The following is a 21,519-nucleotide window of genomic DNA, read 5'->3' as shown; positions in this document are numbered from 1 at the left end:
TATTTTAACCTTAAATCTGTAAAATCATGGCCGAATTAAATTCTTCTCCTCAAAAAACGAGTTCAACCCATAGGCGCAAAAAAATGAATGTGCGCGTTGATCTTACCGCGATGGTTGACCTGGCTTTCCTGCTGATCACCTTTTTTATAATGACAACTACGCTTGCAAAACCAAAGGCCATGCCTTTAGCGATGCCCGATGGGAGAGATAAAGGTCCGGTACCAGCCAGTCGCAGTCTTACTATCTGTCTTGGAAAAAACGATAGGGTTGTGTATTACCTGGGCGAACTTAAGAACCCTATAATAGTGCCCACCGTGGCAGGCTTTGGGCACACTGGCTTGCGGAAAACGCTTATCGAAACCAATAAAATGATTCATGACAAATATGGTAAAGACATGATTGTTTTACTTAAACCCAGCAACCATTCAGCATATAGCAACCTGGTGAGTACGTTAGATGAACTTACTATTACCAAAACAGACAGATATTCTATTGTTGATATAACCACGCCCGATATAGATGTTTTAAAGCAAAAAGGCATTTATTAAAATCATATTCAAGTAATTCCACCTAACCTTCCACATATCCTTTTTGACAGGCATCATGGCCATTTATTTGGTTATTGATGCCTTTTTTTACGTTTAGCCAATTTATAAATCAATAAAAATAGCTGCATTAAATGCCATTTATGTGTTTTTTATGACATTTAAGGACAATATTTATAATAACATTTTCTTTTATCGTTGCATACTAAAAAAATACAAAGTAAGTTTTACCTTTGTACCCTGAAAAAACCGGCAATTTGGCATTTAAATCTTGCTGTAACCGGTTAATTTTTAAGGTTGATTAGTCTAAAAACAAATATTTATTAGACATAGCGTTGATAGAATTTAAAACAAAGGCATGTCTTTTATAAACCATTACACGGTTTTTGATAATGAGTAATATGGAATATTTGGATCAGATTGATTTGTTAAAACTCCCTAAGCATGTAGCTATCATTATGGATGGCAACGGCCGTTGGGCAAAAGGAAAAGGCAAGTTAAGGGTATTTGGTCATCATAATGGTGTGGTATCTGTTAGGGACGTTGTTGAGGGCGCAGATAAACTGGGTATAAAATATATTACACTATATACCTTCTCATCAGAAAACTGGAACAGACCCAAATTTGAGGTTATGGCTATAATGGAGCTTATGGTAAGCACCATCCATAAGGAAATAGCCGGCTTCATGAAAAATAATATTAAGCTAAATGCTATTGGTGATTTGGACATGCTACCCCCAAAATGCTTAAAAGAGCTTAACGCGGCCATGCAAAAAACCTCGTTAAATACGGGAGTGGTACTTACACTGGCTTTAAGCTATGGCTCAAGACGCGAAATTTTACAGGCGGCTAAAAACATAGCCCTGCAGGTAAAAAGCGGCGACCTGCAAGTGGAAGATATTAATGAAGATGTTTTTGAAAGAAATTTATTCACCAACGATATGCCCGATCCTGAATTACTGATCAGAACCGGCGGCGAATATCGGATAAGTAACTATTTATTATGGCAAATTGCCTATGCAGAGTTGTATTTTACGGCAAAGCTATGGCCCGATTTCAGGAAGGAAGATTTGTACGAAGCCATACTTGATTACCAAAAACGCGAACGTCGTTTTGGTATGACAAGTGAGCAGCTTAACTAAATTTTTTCTTTTAACACTTTTTAACAACTGTATAAATTAATTTTAGCCCACTAAAATATTCGAATGTATAAATTTCTTTTTGCTATTCTTTTCTCTGTTTTTGGTACCGCCGCACTGGCCCAGGTTTCCAATCCACCGAGGCAACCACTCACAAAACAGATACCGGCTGATAGTTTAAGTTACCTTAATCCGCGCGATTATATCATAGGTGGTATTACCGTAAGTGGAGTAAAATATCTTGATAAGGATAATTTGATATTGCTTTCAAAATTAACAAAAGGCGATCGTATTAATTTACCGGGCGAACGTAATGCCGAAGTAATAAAGAAATTATACGAACAAGGCTTGTTTGATGATGTACAGTTAAATATTACTAAAATTAACCTTGATACGGTTTATCTTGAAATTGTAGTAGTGGAGCGACCGCGTTTATCCCGCCTGCATATAACAGGTATCCGTAAAGGCGAAGTTGAGGATATACAGAAAAAATTAACCGATAAGACCGGTAAAATTGTAAACGAGAATTTATTAAGCACTACATCGGCTATTATTAGAAAGCATTTTAACGAGAAGGGGTTTATGAACACCACCGTTACTATGTCACAGCGTAAAGATCCGGGAGATGCCAACAGTGTTATACTCGATGTAAAAATTGACAAGAAAACCAAAGTGAAAATTAACGATGTTACTTTTGAAGGTAACAAAGCGTTTTCGCAAGGTGATCTGAGGGGGTATTTAAGCAAAACCCGTAAAAGAAGATGGTATAACGTTTTTGGATCAAAAAAATTCAAACAGGATAAATACGAAGAGGATAAGTTAAACCTTATTGAAAAAATGCAGGGTAAAGGCTATCGTGATGCTGCATTGATAAGCGATTCTGTTTGGAAACACGACGATCAGACGGTTAACGTAAAGATAAAAGTTTACGAAGGCCCCAAATATTACTTCGGTAAAGTTAGTTGGTCTGGCAATGCGAAATATACTACCGAATTATTGGAAAGAATATTACACGTTAAAAAAGGCGATGTATTTAGCGAGGATGAATTAAATAAAAGGTTAAGCGGACCAACACCTAGTAATGATGATGTTTCGTCGCTTTACTTAAATGATGGTTATTTAACTTTCAACGCGGATCCTGTACAAACAAGGGTTTATAATGATACTGTAGATCTGGATATCCGTATTTATGAAGGCCCGCAATACACCATTAACCGCGTAAGTCTTAAAGGTAATGATGTAACCAACGATAAGGTTGTGTTGCGCGAGATTCAAACTAAGCCAGGCCAAAAATTCAACAAAGAGTTATTAATACGCAGTGCACGTGAAATTGGTCAGCTTGGTAACTTTGACGAACAAAAAACCGAACCCAAGCCAACCAACATTAACCCGCAGGATGGTACTGTAGATATTATTTACAACGTGGTTGAAAAACCATCAGATCAGATAGAGCTTTCGGGCGGTTTTGGTGGCGGGCAGCTGGTGGGTACACTGGGGCTTACCTTTAACAACTTTTCGTTAAGGAATATATTTAACCTTAAAGCTTACAAACCACTGCCAAAAGGCGATGGACAAAAACTAAGCTTAAGAGGCCAGTCAAGCGGCCGTACTTATCAAAACTTTTCGTTCACTTTCTCCGAACCATGGTTAGGTGGTAAAAAACCTATTTACTTTGCATTATCAGCATATACGCAAGGTAGTTCAACAGGTCAGTATTATGCAAAATCGAGCCCGTACTATAATAACCTGCGTATTAACGGTGTTGGTATTACTTTGGGTAAACGCTTAAAATGGCCTGATAACTATTTCCAGCTGAATTACTCCCTTAACTTTGATCACTATAACCTTGATAATTATTCAGGTTACCTTTTTCAAAATGGTACATCATTCAACATCAAGCTAACACAGGAATTAACCCGTAACTCAATCGATGCGCCTATTTTCCCAACACAGGGTTCAAATATTAAATTTACGGTACAGGCAACACCTCCTTATTCGTTGTTTAACAATGTTAACTATAAGGTAGCCACTCCACAGGAACGTTACCATTTTGTAGAATACTATAAGTTTAAATACGATGCGCAATGGTTTTCCAAACTGGTTGGTAAATTTGTACTGATGTCGCAGGTGAGGTTTGGTTTCCTGGGCATGTACAACAAAGAAGTTGGTCCATCGCCGTTTGAACGCTTTAAGTTAGGTGGTGATGGTATGCAGAGCTACCAGTTTTTACAGGGTAGTGAAATCATCGGCTTAAGGGGTTACCAAAACTTCTCCATAGTGCCCGAAGGTTCAAATGAAAACCAGAACTCCAATACAGGTAGCACCATCTACAATAAATATACGCTGGAATTACGCCATCCGGTTATCGCCAGCCAGTCGGCAACCATATTTTTATTAGCATTTGCCGAGGGTGGAAACGTTTGGAACAATTTTAACCAGTTCAATCCGTTTAACGTTAGACGTTCGGTAGGTGTGGGCGCAAGAATATTTTTACCTATATTTGGCTTGCTTGGATTAGATTATGGTTATGGGTTTGATAAAATACCAGGTGCCCCTGATGCAAATAAAGGGCAGTTCCATTTTACAATTTCTCAGAGTTTATCCGGCGGATTTAATTAATTTGCGAACCGAATATGAAGAAGATAATTTTAATAGCAATTTTAACGTTCACAGCATTTGCAGGAGCTTATGCACAACGTTTTGCTTATGTTGACTCGGATTATATATTGAAGCACATGCCGGAGTATGCTTCTTCGCAAAAGCAACTTGCCGCTTTATCCGATCAATGGCAAAAAGAAGTTGACGGACGTTTCCAGGAAATTGACCGTTTGTACAAAGCATACCAGGCCGACCAGATACTGATGACGCCAGATATGAAAAAACGCCGCGAGGCCGAGATTGTAGATAAAGAAAAGGCCGCAAAGGATTTTCAACGTCAAAAATTTGGCCCGGATGGTGAACTTTCACAAAAGAGTACTTCTTTGATTAAACCAATTCAGGATCGGGTGTCTAAAGCCGTACAGGCGGTAGCCGAGGGTAACGATCTGGATATGATTTTTGATAAAAACAGCGAAGTGATCATGCTGTATGCAAGCCCAAGGCTCGACAAAAGTGCAGAAGTAATAACCAAATTAGGGCTTAAACCCGGAGTACTTGCCAAATAACTTTTTGAATAAATAAAAACAGAACAAAACTATTATTAAACACAGAACAAGAAAAATGAAAAAACTATTTAAAGTTGCTTTAGTTGCAGTAGGAATGATATTTGCCGGCAACTTTGCCAATGCGCAGACCAAAATTGGCCATATTAATTTTAACCAGCTGATTGACTTAATGCCAGAAACTAAAACTGTTTCAACTCAGATTCAGGCTTACCAAAAAACCTTTATTGACGTGCTCACTACCATGAACAATGAGTACACCACAAAAGGCCAGGCCTTTCAAAAAGATCAGGCTACCATGACCGATGCTGTACGTACAGCAAAAGGTAACGAGCTTCAGGATATACAAAAACGTATGACTGATTATCAAACTAACGCTCAGCAACAGGTTGAAGCAAAGAAAAATGAATTAGGTAAACCACTTTTTGATAAAGCTACAGCTGCTGTACAGGCAGTTGCAAAAGAAAAAGGATACGCATATGTATTGGATTCTTCACAGGTAAGCCTTTTGGTATCTCCGGATGCTGATGACCTGATGGCTGCTGTAAAATTAAAATTAGGTTTAAAATAATATCAACTATTAGTCATTTATAAAGGAGCGCCCTGTATTTACGGGGCGCTTTTTTTATGTTTGTATATGCAAAATAAACCCATCGGTATTTTTGATTCGGGCTTTGGCGGCCTTACGGTTTTTAAATCTATTATTGAACAGTTGCCGGGTTACGATTATATATACCTGGGTGATAATGCCCGCGCACCCTACGGAAACCGGTCGTTTAAAACCATACACGAGTATACCTGGGAATGTGTGCAATGGATGTTTGAGCAAGGGTGCCCACTGGTAGTATTAGCTTGTAATACGGCATCGGCCAAAGCTTTGCGTACCATACAGCAGCAGGACCTTATAAACGGCGATCCTACAAAACGGGTACTCGGCGTGATAAGGCCAACTGCCGAGATCATAGGCGATTATACTAAAACCAAACAAATAGGGGTACTGGGTACAAAAGGTACAGTACAATCTGGATCATACCTTATAGAGATCCAGCATTTTTTCCCGGATGTGAAAGTTTACCAGCAGGCATGCCCCCTATGGGTGCCGCTGATAGAGAATGGTGAGTACGACAAGCCCGGTGCTGATTATTTTGTGAAATTGTACCTGGATGAAATTATGGCCCAATCGACCGATATTGATACCATTTTATTGGCATGTACTCATTATCCTATTATAAAAGATAAAATAGAGGCTGCCCTGCCTGCCCATGTGAAAGTGGTTGCCCAGGGAGATATAGTTGCCAAAAGCCTGGTTGATTACCTGCAACGCCATCCCGAAATGGAGAATAAATTAACCAAAAACGGTACCAACCAGTTTTATACCACTACAGACGATACAGCTGATTTTGATCATCACGCCTCGCTGTTTTTTTCATCACCGGTACAATCAAAGTTTATATCGGCGAATGATTTGGTTAGGTGTTAGTGAGTGGTTGAATTAAGTTTAAAATATAAAACCAGGTACTTTTAATATTCCGTCAAAAAAACTTCTAAAACAGCTCAACTCAATTTAACTTAATCAACAGCTCACCCAATCAACCACTCACCAATTTAATATACTAAACTTGTCGTCTAAAATAGTTCAACATTTAGTAAGTTTGCAGCTTAAGCAAAAAGGTACTTGAATTATTATATCACATATTTTATTGTTGCGGTAGGGTTGTTTAGCTTTTCGGCCTTTTTTGCTTTGTTTGGTGTATATGCCGAGCGAAAGATCTCTGCATTTATACAAGACAGGCTTGGCCCCACCGAGACAGGTAAATTCGGCTCGCTGCAAACGCTGGCTGATATCATGAAGATGCTCCAGAAGGAACTCATTATCCCCGCTGCTGCCGATAAATGGCTTTTCATGCTGGCTCCTGCTGTAATCTTTATTGCTGTTTACATGGGCTTTGCTGCGTTGCCCTGGGCCCCCGGGCTTATCCCCTCACAAATAAATCTTGGTATCTATTATATTTTTGCCATTATCTCTATCGAAACATTGGGTATCCTGATGGCAGGCTGGGGATCAAATAACAAATATTCCATATTGGGTGCCATGCGCTCGGCCGCACAGATCATTTCGTACGAAATTCCGGCTGGCTTTGCCATCATATCTGTGGTGATGATAGCCCAAACCCTCGATCTGCAGGCAATAGCTATGCAGCAGGGGATCTTATCGCCCGAGAAAATAAAGTTTGCTGGTTTTTGGGACGTAACTACGTCGGGAGGCTTGCTTAGCTGGAACATATTCCGTGCCCCGCACCTCATTATCGCCTTTGCAATCTACTTTATAGCTTCACTGGCCGAGAGTAATCGCGCTCCATTTGATATCCCTGAGGCGGAGTCGGAGCTGGTGGCGGGCTTCCATACTGAGTTTACCGGCATCCGTTTCGCGCTGGTTTTCCTGGCCGAGTATTCCATGATGTTCCTGGTATCCATGATAGGGGTTATTTTGTTTTTAGGCGCATGGAACACGCCATTACCAAACATAGGCCGGGTTCATTTAGCCGATTGGACAACCGGCATGGCATGGGGCATTTTGTGGGTAACAATAAAAACATTAGGATTAGTAGCCGTACAAATGTGGATCAGGTGGACATTACCCCGTTTCCGGGTAGACCAGCTCATGAACCTTTGCTGGAAAGTGCTAACCCCACTGGCCTTCGTCTGTATATTGGTATCGGGCGTATGGAGATTGTGGCTGATGTGATTTTGGGAGCAAGGATTAAGGATGAAAAGACAAAAGATAGAGATAAGAAGAAAAAGGTAGGAATCAAGATAAGAAGGTAAATCAGGGTAATCCCTTAATCCGACAAATCCCGGTTCAGACAATTAGAATTTAGAATTAATAATTAGTGTTTAAAAGAGTAATCAACGGTTTTGCAACGGCATGGAAAGGCTTAAGTCTTACCATAAGGCATCTCTTTGCGTCTAATTCAGCCAGGAAGATCATCACTGTAAGCGACAGTAATTACTTTAAACAACTGGAAAAAGGCACCAACACCATCCAATACCCCAAACAACAGCTGCCCGTTCCCGAAATAGGCCGCTACCAGCTGGATGTGGAGATGGACGATTGTATTGTATGCGATTTATGTGCCAAGGTATGCCCGGTTGATTGTATAGATATTGAAGCCATTAAGGCGACGGAAGCCATCGGGCAAACATCAGATGGTACTACCAAACGCCTTTATGCCGCTAAGTTTGATATTGACATGGCCAAATGCATGTATTGCGGCCTGTGCACTATTGTATGCCCAACCGAATGTATTGTGATGACCAACCAATATGACAAAACCGTATTTGAGCTAAGCGATCTTACCTACCAGTTCTCGGATATGCCGCCAGAGGTTGCCGCCGAGAAGCGCGCCCTGTTTGATAAGCAACAGGCCGAAAAGCAGGCTGCTAAATTGGCCGCTATGCAAAAAAAGGAGGGTGGGGCATGAGTTTAATCCGTGTGCTATTTTACTTTATGAGTGCTATTGCCCTTGCTTCGGCATTGTATGCGGCATCAACCAAAAATTTAGTACGCAGTATATTTGTGTTTTTTGTAACGCTGTTTGCCCTGGCCGGATTATACGTTTTGGCCCTGGCCGATTTTGTGGCCGTAACCCAGGTGGTAATTTACGTAGGAGGGATATTGGTGCTAATCATTTTTGCCTTTATGTTATCGGGTAAAGAAGCTTTAAACGTGCTACAACAGCAGAAGGGAAAATTTTTTAGCCTGRGGAAACTGCCTGCCATATTGCTGGCAGCGTTGTTCTTTATAGTGATGATCAACGTAGTGTTAAAGGCCGATGCCGATAACCTGGCCTGGGTAAAGGATTCTATCGCTTATAACAACACCATCACACCAAATGCGGTGATGATAGATAACATTGGTGTTAACTTAATGACCCGGTATTTGTTGCCCTTTGAGGCCATCTCTATTTTATTGCTGATGGCTTTGGTTGGCGCGGCGCATTTGTCACGAAAGGAGGGCAGCGCATGATCACATTAACCGACTTTTTGGTGGTAAGTGCAGCACTTTTTTGCATAGGATTGTACATGATCGTATCAAAACGTAATGCTATCCAGATCCTTATCGGTATTGAATTGATATTGAACGCAGCCATATTAAACCTGGTGGCTTTTGGTAAACACGATAGCATAAGCAATAGCGGGCAGATCTTCGCCCTGTTTGCCATTGTACTGGCCGCTGCAACAACAGCGGTAGCACTGGCCATTATCCTGAATGTGTACCGAAAATATAAAACCATTGATCCGGGTAAGATCAATAATTTGAAGGATTGATAAATCGTAGAATATTAAAATAAAACTTGAATAACACTTTACCATACCAGGATCTCACCCTCATCACCTGCACCCTCGCGGCTGTGGCCTCACCGCTGCTTGCCGCTTTGCTAAACTTTTGCCTGCCGGAAAAAAGTAAGGCCGCAGGATGGATATCAACTTTGGGGATTTTGTTGAGTTGTGTTTTGGCGGCCAAAGTATTTGTCGGGGTTTGGAATAACCCTCAGATTCATGTAAAAGAGGTTTGGTTTACTATAGGTGCAACCAAGGTCTATGCGGGGATATTATTGAATAACCTATCTGTATTAATGCTGTTGCTGGTATCGGTTATCGCTTTGCCGGTGCATATTTATTCTACTGCTTACATGAAGTATGACGGGCGGTACAGCAGATACTTTACTTACCTCAGCTTCTTTTGCTTCAGCATGCTGGCTTTGGTAGTGGTTGATAACCTGGTGTTATTTTATGCTTTTTGGGAGTTGGTGGGCTTTTCATCGTACCTGCTGATAGGGTTTTGGTTTACCAGGGACAAAGCGGTACAGGCCAATAAAAAAGCCTTTATCATGAACCGTATTGGCGATATTGGTTTGCTTAGCGCCATTATCATCATTTTTACCATGTATGGCACTTTTGATATCAATTCACTATTTGGGCCGCAAGGAATTGTAAGTTTTACTTCAGTTCATGATGGGTTGTGGGTTGTTACTCCGGATCTACTGCCAAAATCTGTTGACTCAGTTTGGCTGGCTGGCGGCGCCCAAGGCTCATTACCTGCCATTTGGCAATACATTGCTGTCGCCGGCATCTTCCTGGCCGTCGCTGCCAAATCTGCCCAGTTTCCGCTGCATACCTGGCTGCCCGATGCTATGGAGGGTCCTACTTCGGTTTCTGCGTTGATTCATGCAGCTACTATGGTTGCCGCAGGGGTGTTTTTATTGGGCAGGGTGTACCCTATGTTTACAGAAACCGAGCTCACCATACTGGCCTGTATCGGTTGTTTTACCGCTTTCATGGCGGCCACTATTGCTCTCACTCAAAACGATCTGAAACGGATCCTCGCTTATTCCACTATATCGCAATTAGGCTTTATGATACTGGCAATGGGAGTTGGGGCATATGCCTCATCGCTTTTCCATTTGGCTACGCACGCGTTTTTTAAATGCCTGCTGTTTTTGGTGGCAGGTATCGTCATTCACCAGGTACAGCACATTAAGGAAGATAACAACCTGGACATTGATCCGCAGAGTATTCTGTACATGGGCGGCCTGCGTAAAAAGCTGCCATTTACTTTTATAGCTGCCATTATTGGCGGTTTGGCATTGGTTGGTTTACCGCTAACCTCGGGCTACTTATCTAAAGATAGCATCCTGATCCAGGCATTTGAATGGAGCGATAGCAGGAGTGCATGGTTCAAAATTATTCCGGTTACTGCTTTGCTTACTACCTGGCTTACCGCTTTTTATGTTGCCAGGCTTATTGTAAGAGTTTTCTTTGGCGAATTCAGGTTATTGAAGACCAACCCCGATATTAAGCTGCACATCGGCGATGGCAGCTGGCAATACAAATTGCCGTTGGCTTTATTGGTCATTTGCAGTTTGTTCCCTTTGTTCTCGCTTCATCCCTTGTTGTATGAGCATGCCTGGGTTTTTAACGGCCTGTCGCCATCTAATTACCTCGTTCGCGAAAACATCTACCACACAATTATTCCGGCAGGAGTAAACATATTAAGCTTGTTTGTGCTCTATGCGGCGTATGCCATCTATGTAAAGCAAAACAGTTTCTCTTTCCCGCAAACGGGCTTTTTATATCGGCTGTCCTACAACCAGTGGTATATTGATAAAATATATAAACGTGTTTTTGTGAAACCGGTACTTGGTTTTGGCAAGGCATGTTTTTGGTTCGATAAAAATATTATTGATGGCTTTATCCATTTGCTAACTAAAATAAGTGGCTGCGCTGCGCGGTTAACTGCCTGGGTCGATAAGTACATTGTAGATGGCTTTTTGCATTTAATAGCAGCCATTGTGCAAAGTATTGGCAATTTTGCACGTAGCTTCCAGAGCGGTAAAGTACAGTACTATTTGTTTAGCATGTTGATAATTGTACTAACGCTGTTTATTTTAAAAATACTGATATAAACCTGATGAATATATTAACCTTACTCATATTTATACCTGTACTGTTCGGCCTTATCATCATGCTGCTGCCTTCATCTATGCGGGGCAGTTTTAAATATATTACCCTGCTGGCTACCCTGGTACAATTGGGTATCAGCGTTTGGATATACCTGCACTTTAAAACGGGGGCAACTTATGGTGGCATTAATCATGAAGACCAGTTTCAGTTTGTTCAAAAGCTACCCTGGATAGCGCTTAACCTGGGCAGCATGGGCAAAATGCAGATTGATTATTTTGTAGGTATTGATGGGATCTCTATCACGCTGCTGGTTATGACTTCGCTGGTATTGGTGATAGCAACTTTGGCCTCATGGGAGATTAAAAGCAACCTTAAAGGTTTTTTCCTGTTGTTTTTATTGTTGGATATGGCGGTTATCGGTGTGTTTTGCGCGCTGGATTTTTTCCTGTTCTACATGTTTTATGAACTGATGCTTTTGCCATTATATTTCCTTATCGGGATGTGGGGCGGCGCGCGCAGGGAGTACGCGGCCATCAAGTTTTTTCTTTATACGTTGTTTGGTTCGGTATTTATGTTGCTGGTGATGGTTGGGTTATATCTATCCGTTACCGACCCTGCCACGGGCAACCATACCTTTAACATGGTGCAAATGATGAACCCGGCGAATTACAGCGCCCAATCAGTATTCTCTATAGCCGGGCATCAAACCATATTGGGTACGCCTGCGCGTACAGTTGGCTTTGTGGTGCTGTTTATCGCTTTTGCTATTAAAGTGCCGGTAGTGCCATTGCATACCTGGCTGCCCGATGCCCACGTGGAAGCACCAACACCTGTGTCTATTATACTGGCTGGTATCCTGCTAAAAATTGGTGGTTACGGTATCATCCGTATTTGTATCGGCATCTTTCCGGATGTGGCAACCACCCATGCGTTCTGGCTTGGGTTGCTTGGGGTGATCTCTATTTTATATGGTGCCCTTAACGCTCTTGCCCAGCGCGACCTTAAACGGATGATAGCTTATTCATCGGTATCTCACATGGGTTTTGTACTATTGGGCATCGCCTCACAAACTGCCGAAGGCATCAGCGGGGCCGTAATGCAAATGGTAAGTCACGGATTTTTATCAACCATGCTGTTCTTCCTGGTAGGGGTTATTTACAACCGGGTTCATGACAGGGATATTTACCATTTCCGTGGATTAGGTACTATGATGCCAAAATATACCGCTTTTGTAATGATCGCGTTTTTTGCATCGCTGGGTTTGCCGGGTTTTTCGGCATTTGTGGCCGAGGCTTTTACTTTAGCCGGGGTGTTCAAATCGCATTCGGTTAACGGTTTGTTACCTTACTGGATGGCTGTTTGCGGTACATTAGGGATACTTTTAAGTGCTGCCTACTTTTTATGGACATTGCAGCGCATGTTCTTTGGCCAGGAATCGTTAAAAGGCGGCAGCGTTTGGAAGACGGCCCTTACCGACTTGAACCTGCGGGAAAAGTTAACCCTTGCGCCATTGGCTTTAATAGCCCTGGTATTAGGTATTATGCCATCGTTGGTTTTTGATAAGATTAACGATTCGGTGCTTGCATTGATACAATTTTTACAAGCAAAATAATGCACGATCTGCTAACCCATATATCCGATCAGTTAAACGATGTTTTTGGCAGCGTAACCTATTTTGTGCCCGAGGTTTATTTGGGCCTGCTGTTCCTGGTGGTTATGATAACCGATTTGTTATTTGGTAAAAGATCAACCGGCCTTTGCCGTGCAGTGGCTTGCGCAGGGCTGTTGTTTGTGCTGTTTAAAGATTTGCAACAAGTGGCGATGACACTGGGCGTGCAGCATTTTATATTTAGCAATATGCTGTTGCTTAGTCATACCGGTGTGTGGTTTAAACTTTTTATTGATATACTGGCATTTATTATCCTGTTGTATTTTACCTGGGATGAAAAGCTCAATAGTCATCAAAAAGGATTGTCTGATTTATATTCCATCGCCATTGCCTCTATATTAGGGCTGCATTTAATGGTGATGGCAGTAAACCTGTTATCTATTTATCTTGCTATCGAAATGGTTTCCATAGCATCGTACCTGATGGTAGCCTACCGGTCTGAGAATGCTTTCAGTACCGAGGCCGGGTTAAAGTATGTGTTGTTTGGGGTCGCGTCTTCGGCAATTATGTTGTACGGAATTTCATTACTGTATGGTTTCAGCGGCTCGTTAGACATAGTTTTTCAATCAACCATTACAGAACTTTTAAAGGTTAATCCTTTGAGTTCATCCTTCGCCATTATGTTGGTATTGGTGGGCATAGGATTCAAACTCTCTTTTGTTCCGGTTCACTTTTGGGTACCTGATGTATACGAGGGCGCTCCTACGCCTGTTACAGCTTACCTGTCAACGCTGCCCAAAATAGCAGCCTTTGCCTTATTGATTAATTTTTTGGCGCCTGTAATGGTTTTGGGTAAAAAAACTGGTTTTGATCCTGCTATCATATTATCTATTGCAGGTATTATCAGCATGATAGCTGGTAATTTTGCGGCAGTAATGCAAAGCAATGTTAAACGTATGCTGGCCTACTCAAGCATAGGGCATACGGGTTTTGCATTAATGGCCGTAGTGATCCTGAATTTGCAGGGCCTGGCTGCATTAACTTATTACCTGCTGGTTTACGCGCTGGCAAATATTGGCGCTCTGGTGTTAGCCTCTTACTTTAGTAATGTTGCCGGTGCCGAGGACTTGGATGGTTATAAAGGACTTGGTTTAAAATATCCTATCGCGTCTGTTTGTTTCACCATTATACTCATATCTCTTACGGGGTTGCCTGTTTCGGCGGGGTTTACAGGTAAAATATTTGTGTTTTCGGCAGTGTATAGTGTTTACCAGCAAAGCCATAGTATCTGGCTGATGCTGTTGATGGCTACCGGCGCTTTAACTACTGTTGTTTCCTTGTTTTATTACATAAAAATACCGCTAAATTTATTTTTAAAGCGATCAGAAAATCAGGAGATTATCTACAAAAAATCCTATAATTTGTTGATTTTGGCTGTAGTTGTAAGTTTTATATTGATTTTGTTAGGAATATTCCCTGATTTTATACTTAAATATCTATAATGCTGTTTTTTTATTGTCTATTTAATAAAAAACAGGTGGAATTGTAGTTTTATTACCGGAAAAGTATTAATTTCAGGCCGTTTTAAAATCAGTTCTATATTCTTACATGAAGCGGTATATTCCTTTCTTAATTATACTTACAATTCTAACGCTGACATTTATTTTTCCATCTGTTGAGTTTAAGAATTCCGGGGATCCTCATTTTAATACCGGTGATATTGCATGGATGCTGATGTCGACAGCTCTTGTTTTGATCATGACTCCCGGCCTTGCGTTTTTTTACGGTGGTATGGTTAATAAAAAAAACGTGATCTCAACCATGTTGCAAAGTATTGTTTGCATGGTTATTATTACTGTTTTTTGGGGCATATTTGGTTTTAGTTTGGCCTTTGGCGAAAGTTTCCATGGTTTTATTGGTAACCCGGCCACCTATTTTATGATGAAGGGAATGCTGGGTAATGCTACGTGGAAGGCGGCCCCAACCATACCTTTACTACTGTTTGCCATGTACCAGTTAAAATTCGCCATAATAACCCCGGCGCTTATTACCGGCGCTTTTGCCGAGCGGATCCGTTTTAACTCTTACATTATTTTTCTTGTACTGTTCTCCATCTTCATATTTTCGCCGCTGGCGCATTGTACCTGGCATCCCGATGGCATTTTGGCCAAATTGGGCGTACTTGATTTTGCCGGTGGAACGGTAGTGCACATGTCGGCTGGTTGGGCTGCTTTGGCCTCCGCCTTATACTTAAAACGTCGTAACGAAGCCAATCATTCACCGGCCCGTATCACTTACGTGATGATAGGTACGGGGCTTTTATGGTTTGGTTGGTTTGGGTTTAATGCCGGTTCGGCCTTTGGTGCCAATGCTTTGGCGRTAACTGCACTGGCAACCAGCACAACGGCTTCGGCTGCCGGTGGTATCACCTGGATATTTTTTGATATGCTGCGTGGCCGTAAGCCATCTGCAATGGGTACCTGTATTGGTGCCGTGGTAGGTTTAGTGGCTATTACTCCGGCAGCAGGTTATGTAACTGTACCGCATTCGCTGGCTATTGGTATCATATCGGCCGTGGTGAGCAACCTGGTTGTGGAGTGGCGCACGCGCACTACCATTGATGATACCCTCGATGTGTTCCCTTGCCATGGGGTAGGCGGTATGGTGGGTATGCTGCTTACAGGGGTATTTGCCAATCAGCATGTAAATGCAGCAAATAGTACAGGTAACGGCTTGTTCTTTGGCGAAACGCACCTGTTTTTGGTGCAGATTATCGCGCTTATCGGGGTATCAATATTTTCGTTCTTCGGCTCATTGTTATTGTTAAGAATAACAGATATGATATCGCCTTTAAGGGTATCGGCAGAGGATGAAGAGCTTGGACTGGATATCAGCCAGCATGGCGAAAAACTTTAATTATCGAATTTCATACCAAATCAATAAACCTGAAAGTCCGGCTGAAAAGCCGGATTTTTTTTTGGAGTAAAAATGAACGGAGTAAGGAGCAAGGATAGAAGGAGTAAGAAGCAAGGATAGAAAGAGTAGGGACAAAAGACGTTGGGATGGAATAATACAGAAAAATGTGCTGGGTTTTTGCTATGTGGTTAAACGGTTTTCATTTTATTTTGTCTAATTTTTTAAGTGGAAACAAGAAGCATGTCAATTTTTCGTTTGTCTTGTTTCCCGGCTCTTATATCTTGACTCTTTTTAAATGGATCTTTTTGTAGATAACCAGTTAGGTATGTTTAATACCGCCCATCAAAATATATTACCTTTTGATGGTGAGGTTTACCTGTATCCTAATTTTTTTGAGGAGGAAGGAGTTTACGAGATATTTGAACAGCTGAAACATACTATCCTCTGGAAACAGGATAAAATGAAGATCTACGGTAAAATGGTGAACTTTCCTCGGCTCACTTCCTGGTATGCCGATGGCGATCAAACCTACACTTACTCGGGAGTGGTAAATACTCCTATCCCGTTTACGCCTTTGCTAATAAAGATAAAAGAAGCTGCCGAACAGCAATGCGGCAAACAGTTTAACGCTGCCCTGCTCAATTATTATCGCCATGGTGGCGATAGCATGGGCTGGCACAGCGATGATGAAACAGAACTGCGTGGTAACCCGGTTATCGCTTCTGTCTCGTTTGGGGCAACACGTGCCTTTCAGTTTAAACATAAAGAGCAAAAGGGCGCCAAAGTATCAATAGCATTGAACAATGGCAGCCTGTTAATTATGCAAGGCCAAACCCAGCATCATTGGCTGCACCAGGTGCCCAAAATTGGTAAGGAATACGGGCCGAGGATAAATATTACGTTTAGGGATATAAAGTATTAGATGTGCGATTTCAGATTTCAGATGTGCAGATTTCGGATGTGCAGGTGATTGTCTGAACCGGAATTTATCGAATTTAAGAATTAACAGAATTTTAAAAGTAATTCGGCAAATTCCCTCAATTCGGTGAATTCGGGTTCAGAAAAAATTCAAACATTTTCCATGATATAAAAATCCTTTTTTTATTAATACCTTCATCTTATCAAATACCTTATGAAAAAATATCTATTATGCCTGTGCTTTTCCACAATTTGCATAGTTGCCAACGCGCAAACTGATTTACCTACCGATAGCGGAACTTTCTTTTTACATAAGTTTGAGCAGCACATAGGTAAAGAAACCTACACGGTGCGTAAATATAAAGACGCGGTTCATTATACCATCGATTTTAAGTTTGTTGATCGTGGCTCGCCGGTGCCGCTGAAAGCGGAGTTAAAGGTAAACCCGGCTACTGATCCGCTGGAACTCACCATTAAAGGCAGTACTTCCCGGTTTTCAACCGTTGATGATAAAGTTACCATTAATGGTAATGACGCAGCCATCAGGGTTAATGATTCATCATACACGCAAAAGCTGTTGCCTTTAAGTTTCCCGGTTGCCGGGTATTCGCCTGGTACAGTACAGCAGGCATTAGTTCAGTATTGGAAAAAACATAAGCAGCCCGAAAGGATTAACACGCTGCCCTTTGGATCGGTACAAATTATAAAAGATGGTGTTGATGAACTGGTTTTTAAAGGTAAACCCTTAAAGTTAGATCGCTTTATGATAAGCGGACTGGTTTGGGGTAACGAATTGGTTTGGACAGATAGTAAAGATAACCTCATTTGCCTAATCACCAACGATGCCGAAGGTGATAAGCTGGAAATGATGCGTGCGCAATATGAAGAATTGTTACCCCAACTCATCAGCAGGGCAGCTGTATATGGTATGCAGATATTTGCCAAAGCCGCTGCGCCATCCGGGCCGGTTGATAAACTGATAGCGATAACCGGTGGTACAGTGGTAGATGTAAAAACCGGCACCGCTATAACAGACGCTGTAGTTTTAATTGAGAATGGCCTGATTAAAAGTACAGGCAAAGTCGGGACTGTTAAAATTCCTGCAAATGCTAAGATCATCAGCGCGCAGGGTAAAACTATTTTACCGGGGCTATGGGATATGCATTCGCACTTTGAACAGGCCGAATGGGGGCCGGCGTATCTTGCAGCCGGTGTAACCACGGTACGCGATTGCGGTAATGAGTTTGGATACATCAATGCCATAAAAGCAGCTATTGATGGGGGCAAAGGTGTTGGTCCTAATATTATAAAAGCAGGTATTATTGATGGTAAAGGCCAGTATGCTTTGGGCATCATCCAGGCAGATACCAAAGAAGAAGCCATTAAAGCGGTTGACCGTTACCAGCAGAATGGTTTTCAGCAAATAAAGATCTACAGTTCGGCAAAGCCGGCTATAGTAAAGGCCATTTGCGATGAGGCGCACCGTTTAGGTCTTACAGTTACCGGCCACATTCCAAATGGCATGACGCTGCAACAGGGAGTTGATTCGGGTATGAACATGGTAAATCATATGCAATACGTGTATGCTATGATGAAGCGCAATGACGACCGCTCAATTGATATAAATGATTCGGTAAGTATAGCTGCTATAAACTTTATCAAACAGCATCATGTGGTTATCGATCCAACTATTGGGGTTTTTGAAATGGCGTTCAGGAACGTTAAAGATGATGTTACCCAACTTGAGCCTGCATTTTATAATCTGCCCCTGCCATTACAGGCTTTGTTTAAAAATATGGGAATGGAGCCGGCGCAGGCGGCAAAATATAAGCCTTTGGTGAATGGTATGCAGATGCTTGTGAAAAAACTTTATGATGCCGGAGTACCTATTGTTGCCGGTACCGATATGGGTTTCCCCGGGTATAGCCTCGACCGCGAATTGGAGCTTTATGTAGCCGCCGGACTTACCCCTGCAGAAGCCATTAAAACCGCCACCATAATACCTGCAACTGTAATGCACACAGATAACATGACCGGCTCCATAGATGCGGGTAAACAGGCAGATATAATTATTGTAGATGGCGACCCATTAAAAAATATCAGTGAGATTCGTAAAGTATCGGTAGTGATTAAGGGTGGTAAGGTTTATGATCCGGTAAAATTGCACCAGATGGTTGGGTTTACTAAGTAGATTTCAGATATGCAGATTTCAGATGTGCAAATTTTGTCTGAACCGCGATTTTTCTGAACCTGAATTTTAAGAATTTAGGAATGGGCAGAATTATAAGCGGCATTCTGTTAATTCATTAATTCGGGAAATTCGGGTTCAGACAAAAAGACATTTGCACATCCGAAATTTGCATACCTGCACATCTGTTTTTTTTATCTGCTCACCAAAATCCTGCTCATCCCGCAAAATCCTCAAATCGTGTTATATTAATGACAAATGATTTTACAAAGAATCCATTAAAAATGATACCTTTGCAGCCTCATTCCAAATCATGAGCGATCAGATTAAACATGAATGCGGTGTGGCGTTTATCCGCTTACTAAAGCCACTGTCTTATTATCAGAAAAAGTACGGAACTGCGCTGTACGGCCTGAACAAGCTTTACCTTTTAATGGAGAAACAACATAACCGGGGCCAGGATGGCGCGGGTGTTGCAACCATTAAATTAGATATTGCTCCGGGCAAGCGGTACATCAGTCGTCACCGTTCAATGGCATCAAATKCTGTTGCTGATATTTTTGAATATATCCAGAAGAAATTCGCGGATATTCAGAAAGAAACCCCCGAAAAAATGCTTGATGCCGATTGGCTTAAAGAACATGTGAGCTTTACCGGCGAAGTTTTATTAGGGCACCTGCGTTATGGTACCCATGGTAAAAACAGTATCGAAAGCTGTCACCCGTTTTTGAGGCAAAACAACTGGCAAACCAGGAATTTGGTTATTGCAGGTAACTTCAACATGACCAATGTTGATGAGTTATTGCAGCAATTGTATGACCTTGGTCAGCACCCTAAGGAGCAGGCGGATACCATTACAGTGCTCGAAAAAATGGGCCACTTTATTGATACCGAAAACCAGGGCCTGTTTGATCAGTATAAACGCGAAGGACTGAACGATAACGTTGAAATTAGCAAGCTGATAGCCAACGATATGGATGTAGCCAAAATTTTAACCAAATCGGCCAAAAACTGGGATGGTGGTTATACCATTGCAGGGATATTGGGCCACGGTGATGCCTTTGTAATGCGCGATCCGGTTGGTATAAGGCCGGCGTTTTACTATTACAATGATGAGATAGTTGTTGCCGCTTCTGAGCGCCCTGCTATTCAAACAGCATTTAATATTCCTATCGAAGAAATCAGGGAGATAAAACCCGGTCATGCGCTTATCGTTAAAAAGAATGGTAAGATAACTGAGGATATGTTTAGCGAGCCAAAGGAAAAGAAAGCCTGTTCATTTGAGCGGATCTATTTTTCACGCGGCAGCGATGCGGCCATTTACCGTGAGCGTAAACAATTAGGCAGGCTACTATGCCAGCAGATATTGAACGCGGTTGATCATGATATTAAAAACACCGTATTTTCATACATACCTAATACTGCCGAAGTCGCCTTTTATGGCATGGTTGAGGGGGTTCACAAGTATGTAAAAAAATACCAGCGCGATAGGTTACTGAACAGGGAGGATAAGATAAGTGAAGAGGAGTTGACAGAGGTGTTGCAGATGGCTCCAAGGGTTGAAAAGATAGCCATTAAGGATGTAAAACTGCGCACCTTTATCACCCAGGATGCCGACCGCAGCGAGATGGTGGCCCACGTTTATGATACCACTTATGGCTTGATTAAAAAAGGCACTGATACACTGGTTGTACTTGATGATTCCATTGTACGTGGCACCACACTTAAACAAAGCATTCTCAAGATCCTGGACAGGCTTGGGCCTACAAAGGTTGTTGTGGTATCATCGGCACCACARATCCGGTACCCGGACTGTTATGGTATTGATATGTCACGTATGGGTGAGTTTGTTGCTTTTGAAGCGGCCATCAGTTTATTAAAAGAAATGGACAGGGAAGATATTATTCTTGATGTTTACCAGAAATGTAAGGATAGTATTAAACTGCCGAAAGAGAAGGTACAGAACCACGTAAAAGCGATATATGAATTGTTTACCGATCAGCAGGTATCAGACCGGATAGCACAGATCATCACTCCTAAAGAAATAAAATGTAAGGTTGAAGTGATTTATCAAACTTTAGATAACCTGCATATTGCCTGCCCTGATCATACCGGCGACTGGTATTTCAGTGGTGATTACCCAACCCCGGGTGGTAATAAAGTAGTAAACCGCGCTTTTGTTAACTGGATGGAAGGAAAGAATCAAAGAGCCTATATGTAATAGCTTCTTAATTCCCTAAAAGGGGAGTAAAAATATAGCGGCGATGAGTTTATACTTATCGCCTTTTTTTGTGTTTAATAAGTTGCATCCGTAATTCGCAATAGTTGATCAAAGAACTCCCCTCCCTTAAGCGGCTGGGGCTACGATGCCGCAGGTGCAGCAAATACAAAGTGGGTAACCAGTTTATCTATCAACACCAATGATGCTATAATAAGAGCGATACCGGCTAACTCGTTAAGGCGGTGTACCAGCTTAACAGAAATCTTATCCCGAAGTTTATTGGCATAAAAAGCCTTGATGGTATCCATCCCAAACTGTACAATAAGGATGGTTAAAAACATTATTGCTATATTGAGG

The 21,519-nt window shown here is 41.8% G+C and carries 17 protein-coding genes and 1 pseudogene; 17 read left to right on the top strand and 1 reads right to left on the bottom strand.

What is annotated here, in order from left to right; genetic code table 11:
• Positions 1-26 precede the first annotated feature (26 nt).
• The 17 genes from AC1DPZ_RS04370 (at position 27) to AC1DPZ_RS04290 (ending at position 21,162) form a co-directional block, all read left to right on the top strand.
• Entirely contained in the window at positions 27-548 is a 522-nt protein-coding gene (locus tag AC1DPZ_RS04370; protein ID WP_477401504.1) for an ExbD/TolR family protein, read from the top strand.
• Between the two features lie 398 nt (positions 549-946).
• Positions 947-1,687: an isoprenyl transferase gene (locus tag AC1DPZ_RS04365; RefSeq protein WP_477401502.1), complete on the top strand. Its 741-nt coding sequence runs from the start codon at positions 947-949 to the stop codon at positions 1,685-1,687.
• 63 nt (positions 1,688-1,750) lie between these two features.
• Positions 1,751-4,303 (top strand): outer membrane protein assembly factor BamA, encoded by a 2,553-nt coding sequence (gene bamA, locus AC1DPZ_RS04360; RefSeq protein WP_477401500.1) that lies wholly within the window; start codon positions 1,751-1,753, stop codon positions 4,301-4,303.
• Between the two features lie 14 nt (positions 4,304-4,317).
• Positions 4,318-4,848, top strand: a complete 531-nt coding sequence (locus tag AC1DPZ_RS04355) for an OmpH/Skp family outer membrane protein (RefSeq protein WP_477401499.1) — start codon at positions 4,318-4,320, stop codon at positions 4,846-4,848.
• Positions 4,849-4,903: 55 nt separating this feature from the next.
• The gene (locus AC1DPZ_RS04350) at positions 4,904-5,416 is read left to right on the top strand and encodes an OmpH/Skp family outer membrane protein (protein WP_477401498.1); all 513 of its coding nucleotides are present in this window, start codon (positions 4,904-4,906) and stop codon (positions 5,414-5,416) included.
• A gap of 66 nt (positions 5,417-5,482) precedes the next feature.
• Positions 5,483-6,325, top strand: coding sequence for a glutamate racemase (gene murI / locus AC1DPZ_RS04345; RefSeq protein ID WP_477401497.1), 843 nt, complete (start codon positions 5,483-5,485; stop codon positions 6,323-6,325).
• 195 nt (positions 6,326-6,520) lie between these two features.
• Positions 6,521-7,591, top strand: coding sequence for a complex I subunit 1/NuoH family protein (locus tag AC1DPZ_RS04340; protein WP_477401496.1), 1,071 nt, complete (start codon positions 6,521-6,523; stop codon positions 7,589-7,591).
• 145 nt (positions 7,592-7,736) lie between these two features.
• Positions 7,737-8,327: a 4Fe-4S binding protein gene (locus AC1DPZ_RS04335; protein ID WP_477401495.1), complete on the top strand. Its 591-nt coding sequence runs from the start codon at positions 7,737-7,739 to the stop codon at positions 8,325-8,327.
• Positions 8,324-8,872 carry an NADH-quinone oxidoreductase subunit J family protein gene (locus AC1DPZ_RS04330; RefSeq protein ID WP_477401494.1) on the top strand — a complete coding sequence of 183 codons (549 nt, stop codon included), beginning with the start codon at positions 8,324-8,326 and terminating at the stop codon, positions 8,870-8,872. The genes AC1DPZ_RS04335 and AC1DPZ_RS04330 overlap by 4 nt, the downstream gene beginning before the upstream one ends.
• Positions 8,869-9,174, top strand: coding sequence for an NADH-quinone oxidoreductase subunit NuoK (gene nuoK, locus AC1DPZ_RS04325; protein ID WP_477401493.1), 306 nt, complete (start codon positions 8,869-8,871; stop codon positions 9,172-9,174). Before AC1DPZ_RS04330 ends, nuoK begins: the two co-directional genes overlap by 4 nt.
• Positions 9,175-9,200: 26 nt before the next feature.
• Positions 9,201-11,312, top strand: coding sequence for an NADH-quinone oxidoreductase subunit 5 family protein (locus AC1DPZ_RS04320; RefSeq protein ID WP_477401492.1), 2,112 nt, complete (start codon positions 9,201-9,203; stop codon positions 11,310-11,312).
• Between the two features lie 5 nt (positions 11,313-11,317).
• Positions 11,318-12,922 carry a complex I subunit 4 family protein gene (locus AC1DPZ_RS04315; protein ID WP_477401490.1) on the top strand — a complete coding sequence of 535 codons (1,605 nt, stop codon included), beginning with the start codon at positions 11,318-11,320 and terminating at the stop codon, positions 12,920-12,922.
• Entirely contained in the window at positions 12,922-14,421 is a 1,500-nt protein-coding gene (locus AC1DPZ_RS04310) for an NADH-quinone oxidoreductase subunit N (RefSeq protein WP_477401489.1), read from the top strand. Before AC1DPZ_RS04315 ends, AC1DPZ_RS04310 begins: the two co-directional genes overlap by 1 nt.
• A 106-nt stretch (positions 14,422-14,527) precedes the next feature.
• Positions 14,528-15,835 carry an ammonium transporter gene (locus AC1DPZ_RS04305; RefSeq protein WP_477401488.1) on the top strand — a complete coding sequence of 436 codons (1,308 nt, stop codon included), beginning with the start codon at positions 14,528-14,530 and terminating at the stop codon, positions 15,833-15,835.
• 295 nt (positions 15,836-16,130) lie between these two features.
• On the top strand, positions 16,131-16,757 hold the full coding sequence (locus AC1DPZ_RS04300) for an alpha-ketoglutarate-dependent dioxygenase AlkB family protein (RefSeq protein WP_477401487.1): 627 nt from the start codon (positions 16,131-16,133) through the stop codon (positions 16,755-16,757).
• 210 nt (positions 16,758-16,967) lie between these two features.
• Positions 16,968-18,944, top strand: a complete 1,977-nt coding sequence (locus AC1DPZ_RS04295; RefSeq protein WP_477401486.1) for an amidohydrolase family protein — start codon at positions 16,968-16,970, stop codon at positions 18,942-18,944.
• A 310-nt stretch (positions 18,945-19,254) separates the two neighbouring features.
• Positions 19,255-21,162: an amidophosphoribosyltransferase gene (locus AC1DPZ_RS04290; protein ID WP_477401485.1), complete on the top strand. Its 1,908-nt coding sequence runs from the start codon at positions 19,255-19,257 to the stop codon at positions 21,160-21,162.
• Positions 21,163-21,302: 140 nt separating this feature from the next.
• Here the strand turns inward: AC1DPZ_RS04290 and AC1DPZ_RS04285 are convergent.
• Positions 21,303-21,519: pseudogene (locus AC1DPZ_RS04285) on the bottom strand (hypothetical protein); the annotation flags it as partial.

Source organism: Mucilaginibacter sp. P4_G9, from assembly GCF_056400985.1.
The sequence above is the reverse complement of the archived record's forward strand: the minus strand, read 5'-3'. Positions and strand labels throughout refer to the sequence as shown.